General features: G+C 42.4%; 23 protein-coding genes. 13 read left to right on the top strand and 10 right to left on the bottom strand.

The annotated features are described in order from the left end of the window. Positions 1 to 35: 35 nt before the first annotated feature. Complete coding sequence (locus tag ACFQZ9_RS15175; protein ID WP_498944436.1) at positions 36 to 857, top strand: M15 family metallopeptidase; 822 nt, start codon at positions 36 to 38, stop codon at positions 855 to 857. A 59-nt stretch (positions 858 to 916) separates the two neighbouring features. On the opposite strand, the gene ACFQZ9_RS15170 is transcribed toward ACFQZ9_RS15175, so the two are convergent. Together ACFQZ9_RS15170 and ACFQZ9_RS15165 are read right to left on the bottom strand one after the other, a co-directional pair. Continuing rightward, positions 917 to 2,095 carry a toxic anion resistance protein gene (locus tag ACFQZ9_RS15170; RefSeq protein ID WP_498944435.1) on the bottom strand — a complete coding sequence of 393 codons (1,179 nt, stop codon included), beginning with the start codon at positions 2,093 to 2,095 and terminating at the stop codon, positions 917 to 919. Continuing rightward, positions 2,092 to 2,748 (bottom strand): 5-bromo-4-chloroindolyl phosphate hydrolysis family protein, encoded by a 657-nt coding sequence (locus ACFQZ9_RS15165; RefSeq protein WP_498944434.1) that lies wholly within the window; start codon positions 2,746 to 2,748, stop codon positions 2,092 to 2,094. The genes ACFQZ9_RS15170 and ACFQZ9_RS15165 overlap by 4 nt, the downstream gene beginning before the upstream one ends. Positions 2,749 to 3,038: 290 nt before the next feature. Between ACFQZ9_RS15165 and ACFQZ9_RS15160 the strand changes: the two genes are divergently transcribed. After that, positions 3,039 to 3,797, top strand: a complete 759-nt coding sequence (locus ACFQZ9_RS15160; RefSeq protein ID WP_498944433.1) for an IclR family transcriptional regulator — start codon at positions 3,039 to 3,041, stop codon at positions 3,795 to 3,797. Between the two features lie 49 nt (positions 3,798 to 3,846). Here the strand turns inward: ACFQZ9_RS15160 and accC are convergent, their stop codons facing one another. From accC to pxpB, 4 genes are read right to left on the bottom strand one after another with little or no spacing between them, the layout of a single operon-like run. Beyond that, positions 3,847 to 5,205 carry an acetyl-CoA carboxylase biotin carboxylase subunit gene (gene accC / locus ACFQZ9_RS15155; RefSeq protein WP_498944432.1) on the bottom strand — a complete coding sequence of 453 codons (1,359 nt, stop codon included), beginning with the start codon at positions 5,203 to 5,205 and terminating at the stop codon, positions 3,847 to 3,849. A gap of 1 nt (position 5,206) precedes the next feature. Next, a complete protein-coding gene (gene accB, locus ACFQZ9_RS15150) occupies positions 5,207 to 5,656 on the bottom strand; it encodes an acetyl-CoA carboxylase biotin carboxyl carrier protein (protein ID WP_498944431.1) in 450 nt (149 codons plus the stop codon). A gap of 14 nt (positions 5,657 to 5,670) precedes the next feature. Continuing rightward, positions 5,671 to 6,663 carry a 5-oxoprolinase subunit C family protein gene (locus ACFQZ9_RS15145; RefSeq protein ID WP_498944430.1) on the bottom strand — a complete coding sequence of 331 codons (993 nt, stop codon included), beginning with the start codon at positions 6,661 to 6,663 and terminating at the stop codon, positions 5,671 to 5,673. Beyond that, a complete protein-coding gene (gene pxpB / locus ACFQZ9_RS15140; protein ID WP_498944429.1) occupies positions 6,660 to 7,394 on the bottom strand; it encodes a 5-oxoprolinase subunit PxpB in 735 nt (244 codons plus the stop codon). Before pxpB ends, ACFQZ9_RS15145 begins: the two co-directional genes overlap by 4 nt. A 303-nt stretch (positions 7,395 to 7,697) precedes the next feature. Here pxpB and ACFQZ9_RS15135 point away from each other — a divergent pair, with 303 nt between their 5' ends. The 3 genes from ACFQZ9_RS15135 to ACFQZ9_RS15125 are packed head-to-tail and all read left to right on the top strand — an operon-like array spanning position 7,698 to position 10,536. Then, positions 7,698 to 8,459, top strand: a complete 762-nt coding sequence (locus tag ACFQZ9_RS15135) for a LamB/YcsF family protein (protein WP_498944428.1) — start codon at positions 7,698 to 7,700, stop codon at positions 8,457 to 8,459. 16 nt (positions 8,460 to 8,475) lie between these two features. Continuing rightward, positions 8,476 to 9,720, top strand: a complete 1,245-nt coding sequence (locus ACFQZ9_RS15130; protein WP_198310534.1) for an NRAMP family divalent metal transporter — start codon at positions 8,476 to 8,478, stop codon at positions 9,718 to 9,720. A gap of 24 nt (positions 9,721 to 9,744) precedes the next feature. Next, complete coding sequence (locus ACFQZ9_RS15125; protein WP_498944427.1) at positions 9,745 to 10,536, top strand: putative hydro-lyase; 792 nt, start codon at positions 9,745 to 9,747, stop codon at positions 10,534 to 10,536. Positions 10,537 to 10,687: 151 nt separating this feature from the next. Here the strand turns inward: ACFQZ9_RS15125 and ACFQZ9_RS15120 are convergent, their stop codons facing one another. Beyond that, the gene (locus ACFQZ9_RS15120; protein WP_498944426.1) at positions 10,688 to 11,872 is read right to left on the bottom strand and encodes an SH3 domain-containing protein; all 1,185 of its coding nucleotides are present in this window, start codon (positions 11,870 to 11,872) and stop codon (positions 10,688 to 10,690) included. Between the two features lie 301 nt (positions 11,873 to 12,173). On the opposite strand from ACFQZ9_RS15120, the gene ACFQZ9_RS15115 reads away from it, so the two are divergent. Continuing rightward, positions 12,174 to 13,040 (top strand): N-acetylmuramoyl-L-alanine amidase family protein, encoded by an 867-nt coding sequence (locus tag ACFQZ9_RS15115; RefSeq protein WP_498944425.1) that lies wholly within the window; start codon positions 12,174 to 12,176, stop codon positions 13,038 to 13,040. Between the two features lie 204 nt (positions 13,041 to 13,244). After that, the gene (locus tag ACFQZ9_RS15110) at positions 13,245 to 14,630 is read left to right on the top strand and encodes a S1C family serine protease (protein WP_498944424.1); all 1,386 of its coding nucleotides are present in this window, start codon (positions 13,245 to 13,247) and stop codon (positions 14,628 to 14,630) included. Positions 14,631 to 14,685: 55 nt separating this feature from the next. Here the strand turns inward: ACFQZ9_RS15110 and ACFQZ9_RS15105 are convergent, their stop codons facing one another. Further along, positions 14,686 to 16,206, bottom strand: a complete 1,521-nt coding sequence (locus ACFQZ9_RS15105; RefSeq protein WP_498944423.1) for a YifB family Mg chelatase-like AAA ATPase — start codon at positions 16,204 to 16,206, stop codon at positions 14,686 to 14,688. 15 nt (positions 16,207 to 16,221) lie between these two features. Continuing rightward, positions 16,222 to 16,797, bottom strand: a complete 576-nt coding sequence (locus ACFQZ9_RS15100) for a transposase (RefSeq protein ID WP_498944422.1) — start codon at positions 16,795 to 16,797, stop codon at positions 16,222 to 16,224. A gap of 256 nt (positions 16,798 to 17,053) precedes the next feature. Here ACFQZ9_RS15100 and ACFQZ9_RS15095 point away from each other — a divergent pair, with 256 nt between their 5' ends. Continuing rightward, a complete protein-coding gene (locus ACFQZ9_RS15095; RefSeq protein ID WP_498944421.1) occupies positions 17,054 to 17,329 on the top strand; it encodes an excalibur calcium-binding domain-containing protein in 276 nt (91 codons plus the stop codon). A 43-nt stretch (positions 17,330 to 17,372) separates the two neighbouring features. On the opposite strand, the gene ACFQZ9_RS15090 is transcribed toward ACFQZ9_RS15095, so the two are convergent. After that, positions 17,373 to 18,248, bottom strand: coding sequence for an ADP-ribosylglycohydrolase family protein (locus ACFQZ9_RS15090; RefSeq protein WP_498944420.1), 876 nt, complete (start codon positions 18,246 to 18,248; stop codon positions 17,373 to 17,375). 385 nt (positions 18,249 to 18,633) lie between these two features. Between ACFQZ9_RS15090 and ACFQZ9_RS15085 the strand changes: the two genes are divergently transcribed. From ACFQZ9_RS15085 to menC, 5 genes are all read left to right on the top strand, one after another. Beyond that, positions 18,634 to 18,867: a hypothetical protein gene (locus tag ACFQZ9_RS15085; protein WP_498944419.1), complete on the top strand. Its 234-nt coding sequence runs from the start codon at positions 18,634 to 18,636 to the stop codon at positions 18,865 to 18,867. A gap of 282 nt (positions 18,868 to 19,149) precedes the next feature. Next, complete coding sequence (locus ACFQZ9_RS15080) at positions 19,150 to 19,998, top strand: MurR/RpiR family transcriptional regulator (protein ID WP_498944418.1); 849 nt, start codon at positions 19,150 to 19,152, stop codon at positions 19,996 to 19,998. 88 nt (positions 19,999 to 20,086) lie between these two features. Beyond that, the gene (locus ACFQZ9_RS15075) at positions 20,087 to 21,241 is read left to right on the top strand and encodes a M20 peptidase aminoacylase family protein (RefSeq protein WP_498944417.1); all 1,155 of its coding nucleotides are present in this window, start codon (positions 20,087 to 20,089) and stop codon (positions 21,239 to 21,241) included. Continuing rightward, complete coding sequence (locus ACFQZ9_RS15070) at positions 21,225 to 22,058, top strand: GNAT family N-acetyltransferase (protein ID WP_498944416.1); 834 nt, start codon at positions 21,225 to 21,227, stop codon at positions 22,056 to 22,058. The genes ACFQZ9_RS15075 and ACFQZ9_RS15070 overlap by 17 nt, the downstream gene beginning before the upstream one ends. Continuing rightward, positions 22,055 to 23,158 (top strand): o-succinylbenzoate synthase, encoded by a 1,104-nt coding sequence (gene menC, locus ACFQZ9_RS15065; protein WP_498944415.1) that lies wholly within the window; start codon positions 22,055 to 22,057, stop codon positions 23,156 to 23,158. Before ACFQZ9_RS15070 ends, menC begins: the two co-directional genes overlap by 4 nt. Positions 23,159 to 23,171: the final 13 nt, after the last annotated feature.

Raw genomic sequence — 23,171 nt, 5'->3', positions numbered from 1 at the left:
CCCTTGTATCATTTTATCAAAAAGGAAGTTTTGAAATGTTTAAATTATTGTCAACAGGGGCATGTTGTATTGTCCTAACGGTTTCTTTAGCGGCCTGTAGCTTTACTGGTCAGAATGCCGAACAAAAGTCAAAGGAAACAAATCATCTGAAGACGGAGCATACGACTCCTTCAAAAAACGATACAAATACTGGAACAAAACCTGATCAGCAAAACCAACATAAAACAGGAAGCCCTAAAAAACCGAAGGGCAACAGCATCCAGACAGTTTCAACCCCAGAGAGCATCCCGGTTCTAGTGAATAAGCAAAATAAGCTTCCGGATACTTATAATCCTAAGGACTTAGTTGCTACAAAAGTGGATTTTATCGGGGCCCCAGTGGGATCAGATAAGCGGAAAATGCGCAAGGAAGCAGCCGATGCACTGCAAAAACTGTTTGCCGGAGCGAAGGAAGATGGAGTGACCCTGTTGGGTGTGTCGGCCTACCGTTCACACGTTACCCAGGTTGCTTTATTTAATACCTATGTGAAACGGGATGGCTATGAAAAGGCACGGACTTACAGTGCGCTGCCGGGAACGAGCGAGCATGAAACTGGCCTTGCCATTGATGTGACCGGGGGAAATGGAAGATGTGCTGCTTCCGATTGCTTCGGCGGAACAAAAGAAGCCGTTTGGCTAGACAAGCATGTGGCAGAGTACGGCTTTATTATCCGTTACCCTAAAGGGAAAGAAGGAATAACCGGCTATCAATACGAACCTTGGCATATCCGATACGTAGGCAAAGAAATTGCATCCGAAATCATGGACAAGGGAATTACCTTAGAAGAATATTATAATGCGACACCGGTAAACAAATAGCGGAGGGGAATTCGACAAAAATCGGGTGGTGCCAGGCACCACCCGATTTTTGTCGAATGTTATTCCCCCTTGATTTCAAGGAGTTTTAGTCTTAGGTCATTTTCCATAGCAGCGAGTTCTTGTTCGGCGATGCGGCGTTTGTTGCGGCCTTCTTCTTGGATGCGCATGGTTTCTTCTAATGTTGTGATCAGGCTTTCTTGGGTTTTCTTTAAGGTTTCGATGTCGACGAGGCCACGTTCATTTTCCTTGGCGGTTTCAATCGTATTGGTTTTCAGCATTTCGGCATTTTTTAGCAATAGCTCATTAGTCGTCTTGGAAACCTGTTTTTGGGCCTCAACTGCATGGCGCTGTCGAATTAACGTCAAAGCAATCGCCACTTGATTTTTCCAGAGCGGAATGGCCGTTACAATCGAAGACTGGATTTTTTCCACAAGTGCTTGGTTTGTATTTTGAATCAGCCGGATTTGCGGTGCACTCTGGATCGTAATTTCACGGCTTAGCTTCAAATCGTATAAGCGTTTATCCAATCGGTCAGCGAATTGGAGCATATCATTGACCTCTTGGAACTTCATTTGATCATTGGTTGCCTCCGCCACTTTCCGTAGTTGTGGAATGGTTTTTTCATGCATTTCTTCAAGCTTGATCTCCCCTGCGGCAATATACACATTTAACGCATGAAAGTATTCTTTATTGGTTTCATAAAGCTGCTCAAGCAATTTGATATCCGACATCAGCACATTTTTGCTGCGCTCTAGTTTTACGGTGATTCGATCAATTTGTGCCCCTGTTTTTTGATATTTGGAAAGCACCTCTTGCATCGAGCTTGAAATTTTTCCAAACATACGGGCAAAAAAGGACGGCTTGCCCTCCTTTAGTTCATCCGGATTGACCTGGTTCAGATGCTTCATTAAATCATTGATAATCTCGCCTATTTCCCCGACATCCTTCTTTTGAACATGCTCAAGCATCGCATGGGAGAAGGATAACAGTTTCCCTTGTGCCTGTGTACCATATAAAATCATCGCCTGGTGGTTGGCCGGGTCAATTTGCTCTGCAATCTGATAAGCCCTTGCCCGATTTTCCTCGGGAATGACATCAATGAGTTTTACCGGCCTGTCATCTGACTGGGTCTTCTGAAGGACAGCTTTTTGCACCGGGGAGGTTTCTAGGTCGCCGAATGGATCGGAGAGAATGTCGTCTAATAAATTTCCCGTTTTATTTACATTGTTTTCGTTCATTTCAACCACCTGTTTTCATCGTCGAATTTTGCTTCTTTTTCCTTCTTAATCGTGTGTTTTGCCACATCAATTTCGAAATTCAAATGATCGATATCATCGGAAATTAGCTTATACAAATCCTCTTCCAACGTTTTGTTCAATTCACTTACCGTTCTCCTCGTCTCGGCTAACGACCGTTCAAGTTCCACATTCTTTTTTGGCTGTGTCGAGAGGAATCCGTAGGTTTCGGAAAGCTCTACCACAGAGTCTAGATGGGAAAAATAAAAGGGCTCTGCTTTATAAAAGCGTTTTGGTTCCTTCATTGTGATGTTATATATTTTTTTTGTGATTCGATGTATTTCAATTCTTTGCTTAACGGAAGTAATATCGCGAACTCCGAAAAGTGCCTTATTCAAGCGGCGGATTTTTTTCTTGGCTTCTGATAAATTTTTCATAATATATAAATATTCTTTTCGTGTTAACCGATGCTTTTTCAAAAATCGTGTTTGCATATACAAGCCAAGGAATAAATGTGTGATGACCCCGGCAGCAATTGCAAATGCACTTGAAAGCAGGAAGGGTTGGTTAAACGCAAAATTGCTAATCAGCCAAACAATGGCCGTCATCGGTATGGCGACAAATGATCGAATAATCAACGAAATGATTGGGTTCATGTTAAATCGACTCCTGACCTTAATAGTCCTCTTTATTCATACGAGCAACATGGAAGGAATGTTTCATTCGATTGTAAAAATCATCTACTGCTCTTCCATATTTCAACAATACACGAAAAAAATCCTGCTTTCCATTGACCCGGAAATGTAAAAAAGACTAAGACCTGAGACGTATATACTAGCTTATGTGGCAACGAAATGAATATTGTTAATTCCCCTTACAATCCCTCCCAAAAATTTGATATTATTATAGGAAAAGCAGCTTAAAGATTTTTTGAGGGAGATACACTATGAATCATAAAAATAAAACGGTTGTCCGTTCAATGGATATTTTAAATTTATTTAAAAATCATGCGGCCCTAACCTTTCAAGAAATGATTGATTTATCAGGGATTCCGAAAACGTCCGTTTATCGAATGTTAATGTCCTTAGAAGAAATGGAGTTTTTAGAAAAGGGGACGGATAACAAATATCGCTTAGGGCTGCTCTTTCTTAAGTTCGGTCACCTCGTTTCATCCAGACTGGATATCCGAAAAATTGCCTATCCAATTATGCAGGAGCTGCATGATGATGTTGGAGAAGCAATCAACCTCATCGTCAAGCAAGGGGACGAGGCAATCTATATAGAAAAAATTGATACAAACCAAAAGGTTCGTTTATATACCGCCATTGGCAGAAGGAGCCCGTTGTATGCGGGTGCTTGCGCTCGTACCATTTTATCTTTTTTACCTGAGCAAGAAATACAAAGTTATCTGGATTCAGCTGAGTTTAAATCTTTTGCGAAGGGAACAATTACCGATAAGGATGAGCTGTTGAGAACGATTCGTCAAGCACAGGAAAATGGGTATACGATTAGTTATTCGGAGTTAGAGGATCACACGGCAGCGATTGCGGCACCGATTTTCGACCATAAAGGTGACGTTATTGCCGGCATGAGTATTGCAGGAATTGAAGCCAATTATCAAAATGAAAACATCCGGATTTTCTCTGAAAAACTAAAAGCTGCAACAGAAGAAATTTCTAAGCGGCTGGGTTATAGCCAGACATAAAAAAACATCCTCTATGTACCTGGATTGACAGGAAATAGAGGATGTTTTTTTAGTCATTTTCTATGTCTAATGAGTAAGTCTCAAGAAAATTCGTATTAAATTCTCCACTGGTAAAAACATCATTTTTCAGAAGTGCTTGATGGAATGGAATTGTTGTCGCAACCCCTTTTACCGTAAACTCATCTAAAGCACGAAGCATTTTCTGAATCGCTTCGTTTCTGGTCCTTCCATGGACAATTAATTTTGCGACCATCGAATCATAAAACGGCGGGATTTGATAGCCTGCATAAATGGCGGAATCAACCCGGACCCCAAACCCTCCCGGTAAGCGGTACTCTTCGATTTTACCTGGTGAAGGCATGAAATTTTTGGCGGGATTTTCCGCATTAATTCTGCATTCAATCGCCCAGCCGCCCATGGTTACATCCGCTTGCTTCAACCTAAGCGGCTCGCCTGAGGCAATGCGAATTTGTTCTTGAATCAAATCAACCCCTGTGACCATCTCTGTAACGGGATGCTCAACCTGAATCCGCGTATTCATCTCCATAAAATAGAAGCGATCTTCCTTGTAATCATAGATAAATTCAACGGTTCCCGCACCAACGTAATCAACCGCTTTTGCTGCTTGAACAGCCGCTTCCCCCATCTTTTCCCGAGTTTTCGCTGAAAGAGCTGGCGACGGGGTTTCTTCCACGAGTTTTTGCATTCTCCGTTGAATCGTACAATCGCGTTCCCCTAAGTGGATTACATTTCCGTATGTATCTGCAAGAATCTGAATTTCAATATGACGAAAATCTTCGATGAATTTTTCCAGATACACTTCAGGATTCCCGAATGCGGTTTTCGCTTCCTGCTGGGTCATTTCAATTCCTTTAGCTAATTCCTCTTCATTGCGTGCAACACGGATTCCTTTTCCACCGCCGCCTGCAGTGGCTTTAATGATGACCGGAAAGCCTATTTTCCTAGCAATCTCTAAACCATCTGCACGATCCTTTATTGTTCCATTTGAACCGGGTACAATCGGGACACCGGCATTCTTCATCGTGTCTCTTGCGATATCCTTGATGCCCATTTTTCGAATCGATTCTGGAGATGGGCCGATAAATTCAATGTCACACTTACGGCAGTATTCAGCGAAATCCGCATTTTCGGCAAGAAATCCATATCCGGGATGGATTCCATCTGCCTTTGTTAAGGTAGCTATACCGAGAATATGCTCCATATTAAGGTAACTCTCTTTTGAAGGCGCTCTGCCGATACAGTACGCTTCATCTGCAAGCTTCACATGGAGCGCCTCCCGATCCGCTTCCGAAAAAACAGCAATCGTTTGAATATCCATTTCTTTACATGCACGAATAATCCGGACAGCGATTTCCCCGCGATTGGCAATAAGGATTTTTTTAAGCAAATCAGCCACCAACCTTCACTAAAAACAAGGGCTGACCAAATTCTATGATTTGCCCATCTTCCACTAAAATTTCAATGATTTCACCCTCTATATCTGAGACTACTTCATTAAATAGTTTCATAGCTTCCAAAACACAAAGAGTTTGATTTTTTTCAATAACGGATCCTACCTGTACAAAAGGGTCCGTATCCGGATTGGAACGGGAATAAAACGCGCCAATCATTGGGGACTTGATTTGGTGTAAACCTCCCTCTTTTTTTGCAGCAGGTTTTCCTGATTCCACAACTGCTGTCACGGATTCAGTTGTTTTCGTTTGCTGTTCTGTAAAATCAATATTTGCGGCATCATGTTTTTGAAAGTATAATTTGATATCCTGATTCTCTACTTTTAAAACATCCAAAGAAGAGTCATCAAGTATTTGGATTAATTCCTTCAGTTCATTCCATTTCATGATTTCTATTCCTCTCATCCGAGTATTTTAAAGCGGATCCCTACTTTTATTTCATCGATGATTTTTTCCTTCGCTAATAGCTCTTGTTCCGCTTCTTCATGGGAAATTTCTTTAAAATGAATGACGGCATTCGGCTGCAGTTGCCCCATGCTTGGTAAATCGGCGGAAATAATCTGCCCGATTTTGGGATAGCCGCCAGTTGTCTGACGGTCGGCCATTAGGACAATTGGGTTTCCGTTTGGCGGGACTTGAATCGTTCCAAACGTTACCCCTTCAGACAATAATTCAAATTTCTTTGCTAAAGAAAGCTGGGGTCCTTCGATTCGATAGCCCATTCGGTCGGCTTGAGTCGTAAGCTTAAACGGTTCTTGAAACAGGCTGGTTTTACTTTTTTCATCAAACCGGTCAAACTCGGTGCCCCTGATAGTACGGATGGTCTGTGTTTGTTGTAGGTTGACCAGCTTTGTGTAATTGATGGACCAGGCTGGATTGCTTTCGGTTTTATTCATTTTTGTAAAAATAGCTTGGTTGAATTCATTTAGGTTGCCAAACTCAATGACGTCCTCTTTTTGCAAGGCCCTGCCGTTAAATCCGCCAATCCCCGCGCGAAGATAAGTGCTTTTGCTGTCCATTACTTCGGGAACAGCAATCCCACCGGCAAAGGAAACATAGGCCCGGCATCCATAGATGGCGGATTTAAATTGTAATACAGACCCTTTCCTCACCAAAATTGGTCGCCAAGTTGCCGCTTTTTTGCCGTCGATCACCGCCTGTAAATCTCCGCCAGTAATCGCGATGACTCGCTCCTCCTCAAATAAAAGCGAGGTCCCAAATAAGGTGATTTCCAAAGCCCCTTCATTTTCCCTATTTCCAACCAGCAGATTGGCAGCCCTCAGAGAATAGGAATCCATCGCCCCGCTGACAATAACTCCATATTTTTGTGAACCATATCTTCCTAAGTCCTGAATCGTGGTTAACAGGCCCGGGTGAAGTACTTTTACCGTCATTTGCTCCCCTCCTTATAGGCTTTAAATTCCTCAGGAGAAATCGAGAAAAATTTAATTTTATCTCCAGCTTTTAGTAAGGTAGGAGGTGTTAGATCAGGCCGAAATAATTCTAGCGGCGTGCGGCCGATTATTTGCCAGCCACCAGGCGTTTCCAATGGATAAATGCCCGTCTGCTTGCCGGCAATTCCGACTGAACCAGGGGCAATCGCAGTCCTTGGGCTTTCTCTTCGAGGAGTTGCGATACGCTCGTCCATTCCTCCCATGAATGGAAAACCTGGAGCAAATCCAATCATATACACTAAACATTCACTTTCGGTATGAATTTGGATAACTTCTTCCGCTGTTATTTTGTGAAAGGAAGCTACATAATCTAAATCCGGTCCATATTCACCCCCATAGAGGACGGGGATTTCTACCAATCTCCCCTCCAAAACCTGCTGATTACCTAATTGCTGAAGAAGATCATTGAGCTTTGCACTCACTTTTTGAAAGGGAGTCAAGGGTTGAGGATTCACGGTAGAATGATGAACGATCACCGGATTGTAATAGATGGTTACATTCGTAAATGCGGGTACGGACTCCACAAACCCCTCAAATGGGTGATTGTTTAGGATTGCTGAGAACGCCTGAACCTTTTGATGAATGGCCGGGCTAATTTCGTCGCCAAATTGTACTATCAAAGCCGAATCACCTAAAGGTTTGATGACGGTTTCATTTATAAGTGAACACATGTAAAAAACCTCCGACTAGTTTCATTATTCGGAACTTATGTTTTAAAAAACGGATATATATTCATTATAATATTCAGAATTTAAAAAACAAGCTGTTTATTGTATAAAAATTAATTTCCAATATATTTTTAGAAAATTCCCCAATTACTGTCTACTCAGTTTTTTTATTTTATGATAGAATGAATTTGAATTTCAAAACTCCAATTCCTTAATTCGGAACTAAATTCCAATTTTTAAATGAAAACGCTTTATAAAAAGTGGAGTGTTGATAGTTCCATCCAAAAAATAAAGGGAGGATAAAAAATGTTTAAGGTAGATTTAAATTGCGATATTGGAGAAAGTTTTGGCAGATATCGCTTAGCCGAACAGAAAGAAATATTAAAGTATGTAACGTCTGCAAATATTGCCTGCGGTTTTCACGCCGGTGACCCGAGTGTGATGCGAGATACAGTCAAGCTGGCGATTGAAAATCAGGTAAAAATCGGTGCACATCCAGGACTGCCAGATTTAAATGGGTTTGGCCGACGTGAAATGAAAATTACCCCGCAGGAAGCCTATGACATGGTGGTCTACCAGATTGGGGCACTTCAAGGATTCTTATCCGTGTATAACGAGAGTATGCAGCATGTAAAACCGCACGGGGCCTTATACAATATGGCTGCAAAGGATGCCAAGCTTGCAGAAGCGATTGCCCAAGCGGTCTATGATGTTTCCCCTGAATTGGTTTTATTCGGACTTGCCGGCAGCGAATTGGTGAAGGCCGGTGAGAGGCTTGGTCTTGTGACCGCACATGAAGTTTTCGCTGACCGCACGTATCAGGAAGACGGTACGTTAACCTCCAGGTCTCAGCCAGATGCCTTAATAACCGATAAAGAACACTCCGTAGCGCAGGTTGTAAAAATGGTGACCGAAGGAAAAGTTACTTCACAGCAGAACACTGAAGTTTCATTAAAGGCAGATACGGTTTGCATCCACGGCGATGGCGAATATGCCCTTGCTTTTGCAAAATATATTAAAGAGACATTAGAACAAAACCAGATTTCTGTATCATCCATAAACACTTAGAATGGGAGGAATGGAAATGATCGCAAAAAAGGTAGAAATAGAAGAAAATGCAGCAACTGAAAAGGGAAAAAAGAAAAAGAAAGTCAGCAATAGTATTTTACTTGGTGCCGCTTTTTTAATGGCAACATCCTCAATAGGCCCCGGCTTTTTAACACAAACAACGGTTTTTACGCAGCAACTGGCTGCAAGTTTTGCGTTTGTCATCTTACTATCATTACTTCTTGATGCGTTTGCACAAATCAATATTTGGCGGATCATCGTGGTTTCCGGATTGCGCGGCCAGGAGATTGCCAATAAGGTTTTACCCGGACTCGGAGTCTTTTTAGCCGTACTGATTGTTCTTGGCGGTCTTGCCTTTAATATTGGAAATGTCGCCGGGGCAGGTCTTGGCTTAAATGCGATGCTCGGGATGGATCCAAAAACGGGCGCCATCATTAGTGCAGCGTTCGCTATTTTTATTTTCCTTGTGAAAGAAGCAGGAAAGGCAATGGACAAGGTGGCTCAAGTTGCCGGCTTTGTCATGATCCTCTTAATGATTTATGTTGCTTTCATCACCTCACCTCCTGTAGGGGAAGCTTTAGTAAATACGGTTAAACCGGAAAAAATCAGTATTTTTGCGATTGTTACACTTGTAGGCGGAACCGTTGGCGGATACATTACCTTTGCCGGCGGACATCGTTTGTTGGACGCCGGGATCAAAGGGGTTGAATCGATACCAGAGGTAACAAAGAGTTCTGTAACTGGCATTGTTGTAACAGGTTTAATGCGTGTAGCCTTATTCTTAGCAGTACTTGGCGTGGTTTCAAAGGGTCTACAAATTGATGCAGCAAACCCTCCGGCTTCTGTTTTCCAATTAGCTGCAGGGCAAATCGGTTACCGTATGTTTGGAATCATCATGTGGGCCGCTGCGATTACTTCTGTTGTAGGAGCGGCATATACTTCGGTCTCATTTATTCGTTCTTTCAGTCCGGTGATTGAGAAATATCACAATTGGATTATTATCTTATTTATCTTAGTTTCTACCTTAACGTTTACGTTGGTTGGGAAACCGGTTAAAATTTTACTTCTTGTCGGTGCCCTCAATGCGCTTATTTTACCAATTGCATTAGGAACCTTGTTAATTGGGGTATATAAGAAAAATGTAGTAGGAGATTATAAACATCCACTTTGGCTTACGATAACAGGCGGATTAGTCGTAGTTGTCATGGGGTATTTAGGAATCGATACATTAATTGAACAAATTCCATTGCTTTTTAAATAGGGTTTGATAAGGAAGGGATATAGAATGGTTGGATATGGAAATATGGCTCCCGCAGAAATCAGAGAACTGATTCGCAATCGGGTGATAACGGGACCGACTGCGGGGATGTCAAGGGGGTTCACGCAGGCGAACCTCGTGATTTTAAAGAAAGAGTATGCTTTTGATTTCCTGTTGTTCTGTCAACGAAATCCGAAGCCATGTCCGCTGCTGGATGTGACGGAACCTGGGTCTTTTATTCCTGGGAAAATTGCTCGGAATGCTGATATTCGTACGGATATCCCTCGATACCGGATTTACCGGGATGGTGTTTTCACGGAAGAGGTAACGGATATTTCGGAGTATTGGGAAGACGATATGGTTGGCTTTTTACTTGGCTGCAGTTTTACTTTTGAGACACCGCTATTGGAAAGCGGGATTCCGGTTCGTCATATTGAGGAGATTTGTAATGTTCCGATGTATAAAACGAATATTCCATGTGAAAGAGCAGGTGTGTTTGAAGGGCCAACGGTTGTCAGCATGCGGCCGATGAAACCGGAGGACGCCATTCGCGCTGTTCAAATCACTTCCCGTTTTCCATCTGTCCATGGGGCTCCGATTCATATTGGGGATCCAAGTCAAATTGGCATCGCTGATATTTCAAAGCCTGATTTTGGTGATCCTGTAACCATTAAAGACGGTGAAATTCCGGTGTTTTGGGCTTGCGGTGTTACACCACAAGCGGTTGCAATGAAAAGTAAACCATCCATCATGATCACCCACGCACCTGGGCATATGTTTATCAGTGACGTTCGAGATGAGAAGTTTAGTGTTTTATAATAAAGTTGAGGCTGTTCCATTTGCCATTGCATGGCAGACTTTGGAACAGCCTCCTTTTTATTAAACTTTAGGGAACCGGGCAACATAAAAACCTACTGTCCACTCCGTACGGACAAATTCGGTGATTTGTCCACGTGCGGTGCCTGTCACCTTATTTTTTGTAATTGATCCATTTGGCGCCTAGGCTAGTGGAGATTTGGTACCAGCTATCGCCACGATCAACTATTACTTTTACTTTTTGCGGGGCGATTTGTTTTTTTGTCTTGGATCCGGCTGATGGCTTACTATACAACGATACGCGTTTCTTCACTTGCAGGGATTTCACCGGGTGTGGATTGATATAAATCCAGGCTCCTCCAACGGAAGAAATAATTTGGTACCAGCCATTTCTGTTATTCTTCATAACCTTAACGGTTTGCGGAGCAAACGTCCCAAGGCTTTTTGAAGAAAGGCTTGGTTGAGTATATAAGGTTACATTATATTTTACCTTGAAACTTGAAATAATCGGCGATAATGGAAGGATTTCTATATATCTATTCCCCCCCATAATCCATCCAGTTCCGGTACCATACTTAATTTTGTACCAATCTCCCGCCTTCGCGACGATTTCCACGGATGAATTCCTTTTTAAGACACCTTTTTTGGATGAGCTTAAATTAGGCAGACTTCTGACATTTAAGCCGGAAACACTGCTGATTTTTCCTTTAGCAGAATATGGTTTTTCCAATGGAACTGAGGTAGCAGCCAATTTTGTGGTAGGTGCGTGATTATTTACTGAAGTGGTGGTAATAAGCTGGTGATGGACACCATCTTTACTTCTATTGATAAACTTTAAGCCCGCTTGTTTTGCAACCCCAATAAGGGATGGGTCGACGAAATGTACACCATTTAATGGTTTACCAGTTTGGTCATAGACGGTCGCATCAAACGCAATTCCTTTTGTATGGGGAGAATTTTGATTGGGTTTCGAAACAAGACCTGCAAGCCCATGCTTCTTCTTTTCCTCTTGTTTGCAAGTGCTAGCAGCCCCGCTTACAATTTCATATAAATGTTTCTGGTATTGATAAGGGCGATAGACGGAATTATAGTTGATTTCCCAGCCCTTTTCCTCTAGCAATTTCTCATATTTTTCTTTTGCTAAGAGAAGATTCGGATGAACATGCTCCCAAATGACGGTTTCCCCATTTTCCATTTTAATCGCCAAAGGATCTGTTAATGGAGTAATTCCTTTGCAAGTTGCTGCACTTACCGCCTGTACCTCTTTATGTGAGTTGGTAATGGGTAATGTCATAATAATAGTAGAAAAACAAAGTAATAATCTTTTTGATAGGTCCATGCCTGCCCCCTTAATACGATATACCTATAAAAACACGACTTTTCTATTCTACCAAAAATATGGAATTTAAAAATCTATAAATCTAGTAAAAGTAGACAGTAATTTCTGGAAGGAGAATTTGAACGTTATTATCTTGTATTTTCAACCTTCGTGTCTGTTCGGTACGGACATTTTCGCCCATTTGTCCATGGGCGGTGCCTGTCACCTTATATTGTCACTTATTTTTCACCGTCTTTTTTCGGTTCGATGGACCTATAGCGGGAGTTTGGCCGCTTACATATAAAATAAAGAGGTGATAAATATGGTAAAGATATTTGTTGACCCCGGTCATGGTGGAAGTGACCCGGGAGCAACCGGAACTGGTTTATCCGAAAAAGATGTCACTCTGAAAATTGCCACAAGAATTCGCGATATTTTAGAGGATGAATATGAAAATGCCACAGTCAAAATGAGCAGAACCCGCGACCAAACGGTTTCTCTCGAGGAACGGACTGATATGGCGAATGCTTGGGGTGCTGATTTTTACTTGGCTGTTCACATCAATTCAGGCGGTGGAACCGGCTACGAGGATTATATTCATGACCTACTCTCCAACAATTCACGTACAGCGGAAATTCAGCGAACCATTCATAAGGAAGTCATTAAATTAAATGATCTTATCGATCGTGGTATAAAGAAAGCAAACTACCATGTTCTCCGGGAATCTAACATGGATGCGATGCTGTCGGAAAATGGTTTTATTGATAATACCCATGACTTGGCAAAAATGAAGGATCCCGATTGGATAAACAACGTAGCACGCGGGCATGTAAATGGACTCGCTAAAGCATTCAACCTCCATAAGGTGACAAAAACAACAAAAGCGACAACGAAAACAGCTTCAGAGAGGCTGGCCTCTTCTGCACCATCCTATAAAAAAGAGAGTACTGACAGTAAACAGAAGACACTTTACCTGCCGGCTTCAGCCGATTCCTGGAGAATTTACCCGCTTAATAAAGATCCAATCAAAAAAAATGCCCTGCCCGATCAATTACATCCAAGTAAATTTGGCGGACTCCAATACGAAATCCTAGGTAAGACTTTGCCAAATGTCTATATCATCCAAACAAAACAACTTGGAAAAGTACAAATATACGCAGGACCTGAAACAGGTGCCGAAATCAAATAGAGCATAATACTTCGGGTTAGATACGATTAGATCGGGTTTGGGCTGTCTGGAATAGATTGGTCGCGTCCACCCCACACGCACAAAAAAGCCAAAAAGTCCACGAGCGGTGACAGGCACCGCTTATTTTTTTGTGTACAAAACTACATTTCTTCTCCCCCTGAATATATTGCTGAAGTGAAAATTTGATTAAGGGGTGCTTTTTATTTGAAAAAACGGGCCTTTTTTACGATTCCAATCAGTGTGCTGCTTATTGCGGTTATGGTTACTTCCTTGTTTCTTTTGAGCATTAAGCCGGCCACTGGAAGTTTAAAGACCGGGCAAAAGCTTGCGGAGTACATCCGTCCGGCCGTTGTACGGATTGTGAACTATGCTGTTGTCAGTTGGCAATATAACGGCTATAACGCAGATATCAACGATTTTTTAAAACAATTAAACTATCAATCCGTTATTGGCGGATCCGGGTCCGGTGCGATTATTAGTTCAAATGGCTATATCGTAACCAATGCCCATGTAGTAGAAATCTCCAAGATGGAAAAAGGCGATGTTGCGACAGAAGCCATGAAACAGTTGGCGGAGCAAATCGCCAAAACCTATAATTACGACTATAATGCTGTCGTAAATTATCTCGCTAAGTATAATCTTTACACAGACGTTCAGATGGTAACAAAAGTAATCTTACCCGGCGGAGACATTCTAGATGGGGAAATTAAAGCCTACGGCGCCCCTATCAATCAAGGCAAAGACGTAGCTGTGCTCAAAATTGAAGGGAAAAACTTCCCTACTTTAACGCTTGGAAACTCCGATAATATCCAAAACCAAGACAATATCTGGGTCAGCGGGTATCCAGCAGCGGCCGATTCTGATCTGTTATCACCTGACTCCTCATTAATTTCGACAACAAATGCAGGTCAGATTACCACCGCTTCAAAAAATACGAAGCAAGGCAGTCCGGTGATTCAATTAAATGCTGCCGCCACCCACGGTAATAGCGGCGGACCAGTGGTGAACGAAAAAGGAGAAATCGTTGGTTTATTAACCTTTAGAGGCGATACAGTCAATGGCCAGGAGGTCCAGGGCTTTAACTTTGCCGTTCCGGTTAATACCGTAAAAGAATTCGTAAATGATGCCGGTGCGAAAAATACGAAGAGTGACACCGACACTCTCTACAAAGAAGGCCTGCAATTGTATTGGGGCGGTTATTACAAAAATGCCTTAGAAAAATTTGAGGCCGTCCAGCGGATTTACCCAAATCATTCAGAAATTAAGCAATACATTACCAATGCGGAGAAAAAGGCCGACCAGAGTAAAATCCTTTGGTCCGATTACCGCACTCTCTTTTATATTATCGATGGTGTATCCGGGCTGTTGGTTATTTTACTGTTGGTCTTCACGTTTGCCTTTAGACCGAAACAGCAGACTCTTACAGTAGCAACAAATCCTGCGCCGGCACCCGTTCCGCCTGCCCCAACGCCACAAAGCACGCCGGATAACATTCTGGCTGATTTAAATAAGGATGGAAAAATTGATGTGCAAGACCTCCTGAAGGCCTTACAGGAGCAACAAAAGAATCAGAAAAATGAGGATGAATAGCCGGTTCATCTTATGGAAAAAGGGATGTAGATTAAGCCTCTACATCCCTTTTCCTTTATAAAACAAGACTGCTTTTGCGTCTCCCGCTTACACCTGTGTTCAATTTAATGGCTTCCCAAATACTTTGATCTGTAATCTCCCTGACCCCATGCAAATCAGCAATTGTCCGTGCCAGCCGGATGATTTTAATATAGGTACGATTGCTCCAGTTTTTCTTAATAGAAACCTGTTGAAGGGTGCGTTGCTGCTCATTGGTTAATGGACTCATTTTGACTAAGACCTCATAAGGCACCCTGCTATTACAAATTTCCTCCCCATATCGATCGTACTGCCTCTCTCTTGCCGAATATACCCTCTTTCTTACTGTTTGCGAATACTCCCCCATTTTTCCCTTTAATGAACGAAAATCCTCCGATTTCATAAAAAGCTGAATATCAAATCGGTCCCTTAAGGGGCCGGAAAGCTTATTTTGATATGTCCGAATTTGCCTTGGTGTGCAAATACAATAATGGCTATTCGACCCGGCATAGCCGCACGGACACGGGTTCATCGCTGCCAGCATTATAAAGGAAGCTGGGTAGGAAATTGAAGCATTGGTGCGGCTGATGGACACACTCCCACTTTCCAAGGGTTGCCTGAGCATTTCTAATGTTGTTTTCGAAAACTCAGCAACCTCATCTAAAAATAAGACTCCACGATGGGCAAGCGATATTTCTCCCGGCTTTGGGAAGGTTCCGCCACCAATAATGGAAACAGCCGAGGCAGAATGGTGTGGGTTTCGAAACGGAGGCATTTTCGGAGCGGGAATGTTATACCCTCTCAGCTGGTAAAGGCTGATCATTTCAAGTTGGGCGTCCCTTGTCAAAGCAGGTAAAATCGTCGGGAAACACTCCGCTAGCAAGCTTTTTCCACAGCCTGGAGGCCCAGTAATCAGCACGTGATGTTCACCGGCGGCTGCTGTTTCTAGGGCATATTTTGCATAGCACTGGCCAATGATTTGTGCGAAGTCGAGATAAGTTGTCTCGGCTTCCGGTTGCTCAGGTTGATGATGGATGATTGGCTGCCATCCGCCTTCAAGATGGGCGATGGCTTCTTTTAATGAAGTAACATGAATGAGCTCCATTTCGGGAAACTGCAGATAGGGCAGTTTTTCATCAAAGGGTAGATAGAGCCTTCGCAGGCCAAGCTTTTTGGCGGCCAACACGGCTGCCAGCATCCCCTCGAAAGGCTGGATCAGCCCATCAAGGGATAGCGCACCGATAAAGCCAGTTTCTTCCGGGATTGTAATGGTAAGTTCCCTTAGGCTTAACAACACACTGACGGCCATTGGAAGGTCAAACGTCGGGCCGCTTTTTTTCTGCTCGGCTGGGGATAAATTGATGATAATGTTTTGGCCAGAAAGGGTGTATCCGAGGGAACGAAGGGCAGCGAGAATACGGAGCTTGGATTCCTTCACGGCGGCATCGGGCAGACCGACGATTTTAATTGAATCATTTCCGACAAATGTCCCGACCTCTACATTTACACGATAGCCTTCAAGTCCTTTTAAACCGATGCTGGTTACTTTAGCAGACATAGTTTTGTCTTCCTTTCAATAGATTCCTTCGAAAAATTGTTTTGCTGCTTCATCAATAAATGGCTTTTCGAGAAATTCTCGATAATGTTTGATTGACGGATTAGGGAAATAGGAAAAAATCTGCTGCGTTTCGATGAGCGGATTGGGTTCACCAAGGAGATAGGCGCGGCTGCTGCTCCACGGATAATCTTCAGGGCGAACTACAATGCCGGCCTTGACAGGGTTTAAGTGAATATATTTGCTGAGGTCGAGCTCGTAGGCGGCGGAATCAATCCACTCGGCGGTATATCGTTTTTCAAAAAGATGTCCGCTGTAGTGGTATTTTTTGTTGAAGTAGCGGGCGTATTTGGTGTTGAGTTGGCTCATGATGATGCTCGGAGATGTGTCAATGGTTTCAAGCTGCAGATGAATGTGATTGGTCATCAGACAGTAGGTGTGGATGATGAAGGGATATTCTTGTTTAATTTCTACTATTAGGTTTAGATATTTATAACGGTCGCTGTCATCTAAAAATAGTGGTAGTTTTCGAATTCCGCGGCTGATGATATGGTACTTCAAGCAGGGCAGCCAGGCGCGAGGCTTACGGGTCATATGGGGGCACTCCTTTTTAAATGGTTTGATTTCGTTTGGAAAGGTTGACGGTACTGAGGATGATGGTTGAGGTATAGGTATACAAATTTCCTACCCTATTATAATTCGGTTTCTAGTTTTAAAGTCCTTCTTGATTTATAAAAAAATTGTCGATTGCTAGATTAATTCTAATAGTTTCTTTTTCTATTGAAAAAGAATAATCAATCAATTTATTATTATATTTAAGGTAAATATAGAGAAAAGAGGTAATTTGAGAATGAAACGGTTTTTTGTGTTTTTACTCGCTTTTGGAATTGCTCTAAGTTTTTCTTACGGTTCGGGTTCACCAAATGCAGCAGAAGCTAAAACAAAGATTGTTGCTTTTAAAAACTGTAAGGCTATGAATAAGGTGTATAAAGGGGGCGTAGCCCGTTCTTCGAAAGTAAGAAACAAGGGAGGAAAGACCCACTTCAAACCATTTGTTTCAAAGGCACTTTATGACGCGAATAAATCTCGTGATCGGGATAAAGATTTGATTGCTTGTGAGCGATAAAAGTACTAATGTAAAGGCAGGAACTTCTTCCAGCCTTTTTTAATTACTCTCCTTTGAAAAAATGATCTAGTTCAAGGGCTAGCTGCTCTAATTCGTTCTTTAGCAGGAGCACCTGACAATAGTCATTCGGCAATTCCTCAAAACCAAATTGTAACCCGGCCAGACCGCCTGCAATGGCCGCAACAGTATCGCTATCATAGCCTTCATTTGCTGCGCCCATTACAACGCCCAAGAAAGTGTCCTCTTTTAGTAGCCAGTACAACACCCATCTCATTGTGTTAACAACAAAACCATCAGGAGGGCAGGCTGGCATTTTTCCCTTTAGTGCCTCTTCATAAATGGAACCTGTGATATTGTTAGTAATCGCCTCCCTTAGGGGCATCCCTTGAAGAATATGAAACGCAATTCGGTTATAAATGACACACGCTTCTTCTGCAAGAACATCATAATGGGTCATTTTTGATTGTAATTTTGTTATTTCTTCAACTTTTTTAGCATCCTTATAGGCAAGTGCAACCGGGAGACTGCGCATCAATGATCCATTTCCCGCTGACTTTTCATTAAGATAGTGAAAATGTGCCTTTTTCGATGCTTCAAACCAGTCCCCCTCATAAATTTCAAAAACAGTTTGAATGATATTTCCAATATCCTTCGGCTTTGAGGTATTCCATTTTAAAAATTCCTCACCAATCGCGCTGACAGGATTTTGTGGGTGTTTTAAGATTCCCCTGCCTACCGCCAAGGTCATCGCTGTATCGTCCGTAGTCTCCCCTTTTTCCAGCCGCCAGACACCACCTCCAATGATTTCCCGCACTTGCCCGTACCGTTCCTTGATAGCATCCTTTGTCAAAAACTCTGTGGTTCCCCCTAAAGCGTCGCCAATCGCAAAACCAAAAAGTGCTCCTTTTATTTTGTTCAACAATTTAGATCACCTTTACTTATGTATATTTATTACTTAAAGAGTAACATACCATATGGCCTGCAAAAAAATAGACTAGTTTGAGCTATACAACGTTTTGTCCACCCTAGACGGACAAAATGGCCGAAAAGTCCACGAACGGTGCCTGTCACCGTATTTGTAATCAAATGGAAATGTATAAAGATCCCATATGAGTAATAATCTTTATATATATGTGTTATTTATCTTTTTCTAGGGGGAATGACACTGAAAACTTTGAGGGTAATTTTGAAGGTGATTAGCTGCCTTTTTTTCTTGGATGGGATTTATTTATTTGTTACAGGTCAGAAATTTCCGGGAATTGTAGCAATAATCGTTGCCTTTTTGTTTTTTCCCGGCGGCGGAAGTGGAAACCAAAGTACTAAAAGCAATGACCCTAATGACAACAGCATCTCTTATGAAAGGGAATACTCTTCTGGAGGCAATTATACAGATGGGGGGCAAGGCTCTGATAGGGACGCTGGGGATTAGTATTCATCCAGAAAAAGAGAAGAGACTTATTTTAGGTATGGTTAATGTAATGTTCACACTCTCCTCCCCATTGCCCTTCATCATATTTTCCACTTTTGGATCATCATAAAGATTCATTGAAAAATCAGCTCCTCAAAAAAACCTTCCATACAAAATGATTCCCTCAAATAATTTCCTAATAAGTCATGATAAAAAAGTCCAACCCACACGGACAAAACAGGTAAAATGTCCATGAACGGTGCCTGTCACTCTATGTGTCACTTTGTGATATTTTGAAATTAGTTGTTGCGGAATTTTCTGAATTATGATATTTTTTATTTTATTGAATGAAGTTTAGGCTTCATGTTGATTTAATTTGAATTTTATACTTCACCATTTGGAAAGGGTGATTATGATAGTATTTCTAGAAAGTCTTAAAACCCAGTTCCCTACCCTATCCAAGGGTCAGCAAAAAATTGCTAAATATTTATTGGATCAACCGCAACAGTTTGCGATAAAATCAGCCGGGGAAATAGGGAAAGCGGTTGGAGTTAGTGAAACCACCGTTATACGTTTTTGCTATTCCTTACAATTTAATGGTTTTTCCGAGATGCAGAAAACCGTCAGAGAAAACCTGCTATTACCAAAAAGCAGCTTGGATCAGTACTATTCCAATAAGCTAGAACTGGTTAATCAGCCGCATTTCTTTACAAATGTAATGGATCAAGATTGCCACAACATAAAACGAACAGCAGAACAAATCGACGAGGGACAATTTCAAAAGGCAGTCCATCACCTTATTCAAGCTGGGGATGTTTTTATTACAGGATTGCGTTCGTCTTATGCAGCAGCACATTGGCTATCCTTCACACTAGGATTAATGAGAAAAAATGTTTTCTTATATAAGCCGGATACCGATGATCTAATAGTGACCTTGGACCGAATGAATGATCAATCCGTCTTTTTGGCCATCTCTTTTCACCGCTATTTAAAAGAAACAGTAAAAATGGCAGAGTTGGCAAAGAAGCAAGGTGCAACAGTAATTGGAATAACGGATTCCCCCGTCGCTCCAATCAGCCAATATGCTGATGTGATTCTTACCATATCCCAGCCAGAAAAATCAACACTTGATGCCATGCCATCACTCTTTTCCTTATTAAATGCTCTAGTAGCAAACGTATCCGTACAGAATAAGGAACAATTTGAAAAACGAAAACAACAATACGAAACACTTGATGTCGACCATCTATTTTGTGACTAACAGCTTCAATGTCCACCCCACGTGGACAAAATATCTGAAAAGTCCACGAACGGTGCCTGTCACCGAATTTTATGAGGAGGCGGTTTGTATGCGAGCTGAGCTTGATGAGTTACGGCCAATGTTACTTGAGATATTTGATCATTTGCATCAGCATCCTGAGGCGAGTTGGGAGGAGGTAGAGACAACAGCCTACATAAAAAATTTTTTACAGCAGAACGGGCTTCAGCTACAGACATTTGATGATTGCACGGGGCTTGTGGTTGAAATCGGCGACGGACCACACAAGGTCGGACTGCGGACCGATATCGATGCCCTATGGCAGGAGGTCGACGGTACTTTCAAAGCCAATCACTCCTGTGGACACGATGCCCATATGACGATGATAATTGGCGTTCTGCTGCTTCTCAAAAAACTAAACTATCAACCTAGCGGGAAACTCAAAGTCCTATTTCAACCAGCAGAGGAAAAAGGCACTGGTGCCCTAAAAATGGTTGAAAAAGGACTTGTCGATGACCTCGACTTTTTATACGGCGTCCACCTTCGCCCAATTCAAGAAATCCCGAATGGTACAGCAACACCTGCCATTTTTCACGGTTCAGCTAAGTTTATCGCCGGTGAAATTATCGGTGAAGATGCGCATGGAGCAAGACCGCATCTTGGAAAAAATGCCATTGAAATTGGCGCTGCCCTAGTCAACGAATTCGCAAAAATTCATGTCGACCCGATGGTCCCATCTTCCGTGAAGATGACCAAGTTCCATGCCGGCGGCGAAAGCAGCAATCTGATTCCGGGTCACGCAAGTTTCCATCTGGATCTTAGAGCGCAAACAAACGAGGTCATGGAAACATTAACAGCTAAGGTAGAAAAAATCACGCAAGCCATTGCCGCCCTGTACGAAGTAGAGATTCCGCTTGAAACCAAAGCTTTTGTCGCAGCAGCAAAGGTAGATCCGCAAGCCCAAAAGCTTATGGAAAAAGCCATTATTGATACACTCGGAAATGTTACAGCCCCCTACCCTTCAAGCGGTGGTGAGGACTTTCATTTTTACACAGTAAAACGACCACACATTAAAGCGACGATGCTCGGCCTCGGATGTGACCTATCCCCGGGTCTGCATCACCCAAAAATGACCTTTAATCATGAAGCAATCTTTTCCGGTATTGAAATTTTAACAAAAACCATCATGAATACTTTTGAACATTTGAAAAAGGAGGCGCCACAGCACCATGAACAGCACTGTTGAAGTAAGGCAGATAAAGACCATTGAAGAACTCGAACAAGTCCAACAACTCGAAAAAGCAGTTTGGGGAGACCCGGCGATTCCGATTCACCAAACCTTAACCGCTGTTAAAAACGGCGGGATTGTCGTCGGAGCCTATGAAAACAATCAATTAGTAGGATTCAGTTACGGCTTCCCGGGCTTCGTTAACGGCAAACCCTATCTTTGCTCGCATATGCTTGGAATTGACGAAAACTATCGAGGACAAGGCATCGGTGAATTTTTAAAAAAAGAGCAAAAGAACGCGGCGATTGAAATGGGCTATGATTTACTGACTTGGACATATGACCCGCTTGAAAGCGTAAATGCCTTTTTGAATTTGACAAAGCTGAAAGCAATTTGCAGTACATATGTGAAAAATTGCTACGGGGATATGAAGGATGGTCTTAACCAGGGCTTACCTTCCGACCGCTTTCAGGTGGAGTGGTGGATCACCAATTCCTATATTGAGGAAAAACAGCTGGATGACCTGGCGGCGATTGAACGGGTACCATATGTGCAAACGGCGGATGGGCTTCCACAGCTTGCGGACGTGGATCCTAGCAGTTATTTTAACTACGAAGCCTTACTTATCCCTGTTTCAAACCAGTTCCAGCAAATGAAAAAGGATTACCCGGAGTTGGCACTTGATTGGCGGCTGAAAACACGGGATTTATTTGAATCCCTATTTAAAAATGGATTTGCAGCCGTAAGGGTTGTGAAAACAGAAGACGAACCTGTCCATTACTATTTACTAAAAAAACGGGATTTACTTCCAGTAGAAAGAAGGCCTTTTAAATGATAATTAAGCAGGTAATTCTTCGTCACTTAAAAATGAAGATGAACTTTCCATTCACGACTAGCTTTGGAACATTTACAGATAAAGAATTTATTTTAGTCGAGGTTCAGGATGAGAATGGCGCATCAGGCTGGGGCGAATCCGTAGCTTTCACATCCCCTCTTTATAATGAAGAAACACTAAAAACCAACTGGCATATACTCGAGGATTTCTTGATCCCGATGATAAAGGATAAGGAAATCTCCCATCCTGACGAAGTGACTGCAATCTTCGAACCAATTCGCAAAAATAATATGGCAAAGTCAGCGATTGAGGGCGCAATTTGGGACCTGTATGCGAAACGGGAAAATCTCCCTCTTGCAACCGCACTCGGTGGAGAGAAAAAGGAAATTGAAGTCGGGATCAGCATCGGCATTCAAAAATCAGTAGACGATTTGCTAGGAATTATTGACGGTTCAGTTTCAGAAGGCTACAGACGGATTAAAGTAAAAATCAAACCGGGCTGGGATATTGATGTGATCCGTGAAATCCGACGCCATTTTCCAACCATACAATTGATGGCTGATGCGAATTCGGCCTATCGTCTTCAAGATTTGGAGTTGTTAAAACAGCTGGACGAGTTCGGTTTAACCATGATTGAACAGCCACTCGCTTCTGATGACATTGTCGATCATGCGCTTGTACAAAAACATCTGACTACACCGATATGTCTGGATGAGAGCATCCATTCCTATGAGGATGCTCGCAAAGCCATCAGTCTCGGAAGCTGTAAAATTATTAATATTAAAATTGGCCGAGTTGGCGGCCTTACAGAGTCAAAACGAATTCATAACCTATGCATGGAACAAGGTCTGCCGGTATGGTGTGGCGGGATGCTGGAAGCCGGGGTTGGCAGAGCGCATAATATCGCCTTGACTACGCTCACAAATTTTACAATGCCTGGAGATACAGCAGCATCTTCTCGTTATTGGGAGCGGGATATTATTGATCCAGAAGTTACAGTCCATAACGGGCTAATTACTGTGCCAAGTAAGGCAGGAATCGGATATGATCCGAACATTGACGCAATTGAGTCATTTACAGTAAGAAAGCAAAGTTATTAAATTGAGGGGAGTT

It is taken from the genome of Neobacillus sp. GCM10027624, assembly GCF_042675345.1.
In the GTDB taxonomy this organism is placed as follows: domain Bacteria; phylum Bacillota; class Bacilli; order Bacillales; family Cytobacillaceae; genus Neobacillus; species Neobacillus cucumis_D.
Note: the sequence above shows the minus strand (reverse complement) of the source record. Positions and strands in the feature narration are given on the sequence as shown.

What these genes read in the sequence shown, in the direction of transcription:
- ACFQZ9_RS15175 (WP_498944436.1), top strand. Translation starts at nt 36, where the DNA reads ATGTTTAAATTATTGTCAACAGGGGCATGTTGTATTGTCCTAACGGTT.
- ACFQZ9_RS15170 (WP_498944435.1), bottom strand. Translation starts at nt 2,095, where the DNA reads ATGAACGAAAACAATGTAAATAAAACGGGAAATTTATTAGACGACATT.
- ACFQZ9_RS15165 (WP_498944434.1), bottom strand. Translation starts at nt 2,748, where the DNA reads ATGAACCCAATCATTTCGTTGATTATTCGATCATTTGTCGCCATACCG.
- ACFQZ9_RS15160 (WP_498944433.1), top strand. Translation starts at nt 3,039, where the DNA reads ATGAATCATAAAAATAAAACGGTTGTCCGTTCAATGGATATTTTAAAT.
- accB (WP_498944431.1), bottom strand. Translation starts at nt 5,656, where the DNA reads ATGAAATGGAATGAACTGAAGGAATTAATCCAAATACTTGATGACTCT.
- ACFQZ9_RS15145 (WP_498944430.1), bottom strand. Translation starts at nt 6,663, where the DNA reads ATGACGGTAAAAGTACTTCACCCGGGCCTGTTAACCACGATTCAGGAC.
- pxpB (WP_498944429.1), bottom strand. Translation starts at nt 7,394, where the DNA reads ATGTGTTCACTTATAAATGAAACCGTCATCAAACCTTTAGGTGATTCG.
- ACFQZ9_RS15135 (WP_498944428.1), top strand. Translation starts at nt 7,698, where the DNA reads ATGTTTAAGGTAGATTTAAATTGCGATATTGGAGAAAGTTTTGGCAGA.
- ACFQZ9_RS15130 (WP_198310534.1), top strand. Translation starts at nt 8,476, where the DNA reads ATGATCGCAAAAAAGGTAGAAATAGAAGAAAATGCAGCAACTGAAAAG.
- ACFQZ9_RS15125 (WP_498944427.1), top strand. Translation starts at nt 9,745, where the DNA reads ATGGTTGGATATGGAAATATGGCTCCCGCAGAAATCAGAGAACTGATT.
- ACFQZ9_RS15120 (WP_498944426.1), bottom strand. Translation starts at nt 11,872, where the DNA reads ATGGACCTATCAAAAAGATTATTACTTTGTTTTTCTACTATTATTATG.
- ACFQZ9_RS15115 (WP_498944425.1), top strand. Translation starts at nt 12,174, where the DNA reads ATGGTAAAGATATTTGTTGACCCCGGTCATGGTGGAAGTGACCCGGGA.
- ACFQZ9_RS15105 (WP_498944423.1), bottom strand. Translation starts at nt 16,206, where the DNA reads ATGTCTGCTAAAGTAACCAGCATCGGTTTAAAAGGACTTGAAGGCTAT.
- ACFQZ9_RS15100 (WP_498944422.1), bottom strand. Translation starts at nt 16,797, where the DNA reads ATGACCCGTAAGCCTCGCGCCTGGCTGCCCTGCTTGAAGTACCATATC.
- ACFQZ9_RS15095 (WP_498944421.1), top strand. Translation starts at nt 17,054, where the DNA reads ATGAAACGGTTTTTTGTGTTTTTACTCGCTTTTGGAATTGCTCTAAGT.
- ACFQZ9_RS15080 (WP_498944418.1), top strand. Translation starts at nt 19,150, where the DNA reads ATGATAGTATTTCTAGAAAGTCTTAAAACCCAGTTCCCTACCCTATCC.
- ACFQZ9_RS15075 (WP_498944417.1), top strand. Translation starts at nt 20,087, where the DNA reads ATGCGAGCTGAGCTTGATGAGTTACGGCCAATGTTACTTGAGATATTT.
- ACFQZ9_RS15070 (WP_498944416.1), top strand. Translation starts at nt 21,225, where the DNA reads ATGAACAGCACTGTTGAAGTAAGGCAGATAAAGACCATTGAAGAACTC.
- menC (WP_498944415.1), top strand. Translation starts at nt 22,055, where the DNA reads ATGATAATTAAGCAGGTAATTCTTCGTCACTTAAAAATGAAGATGAAC.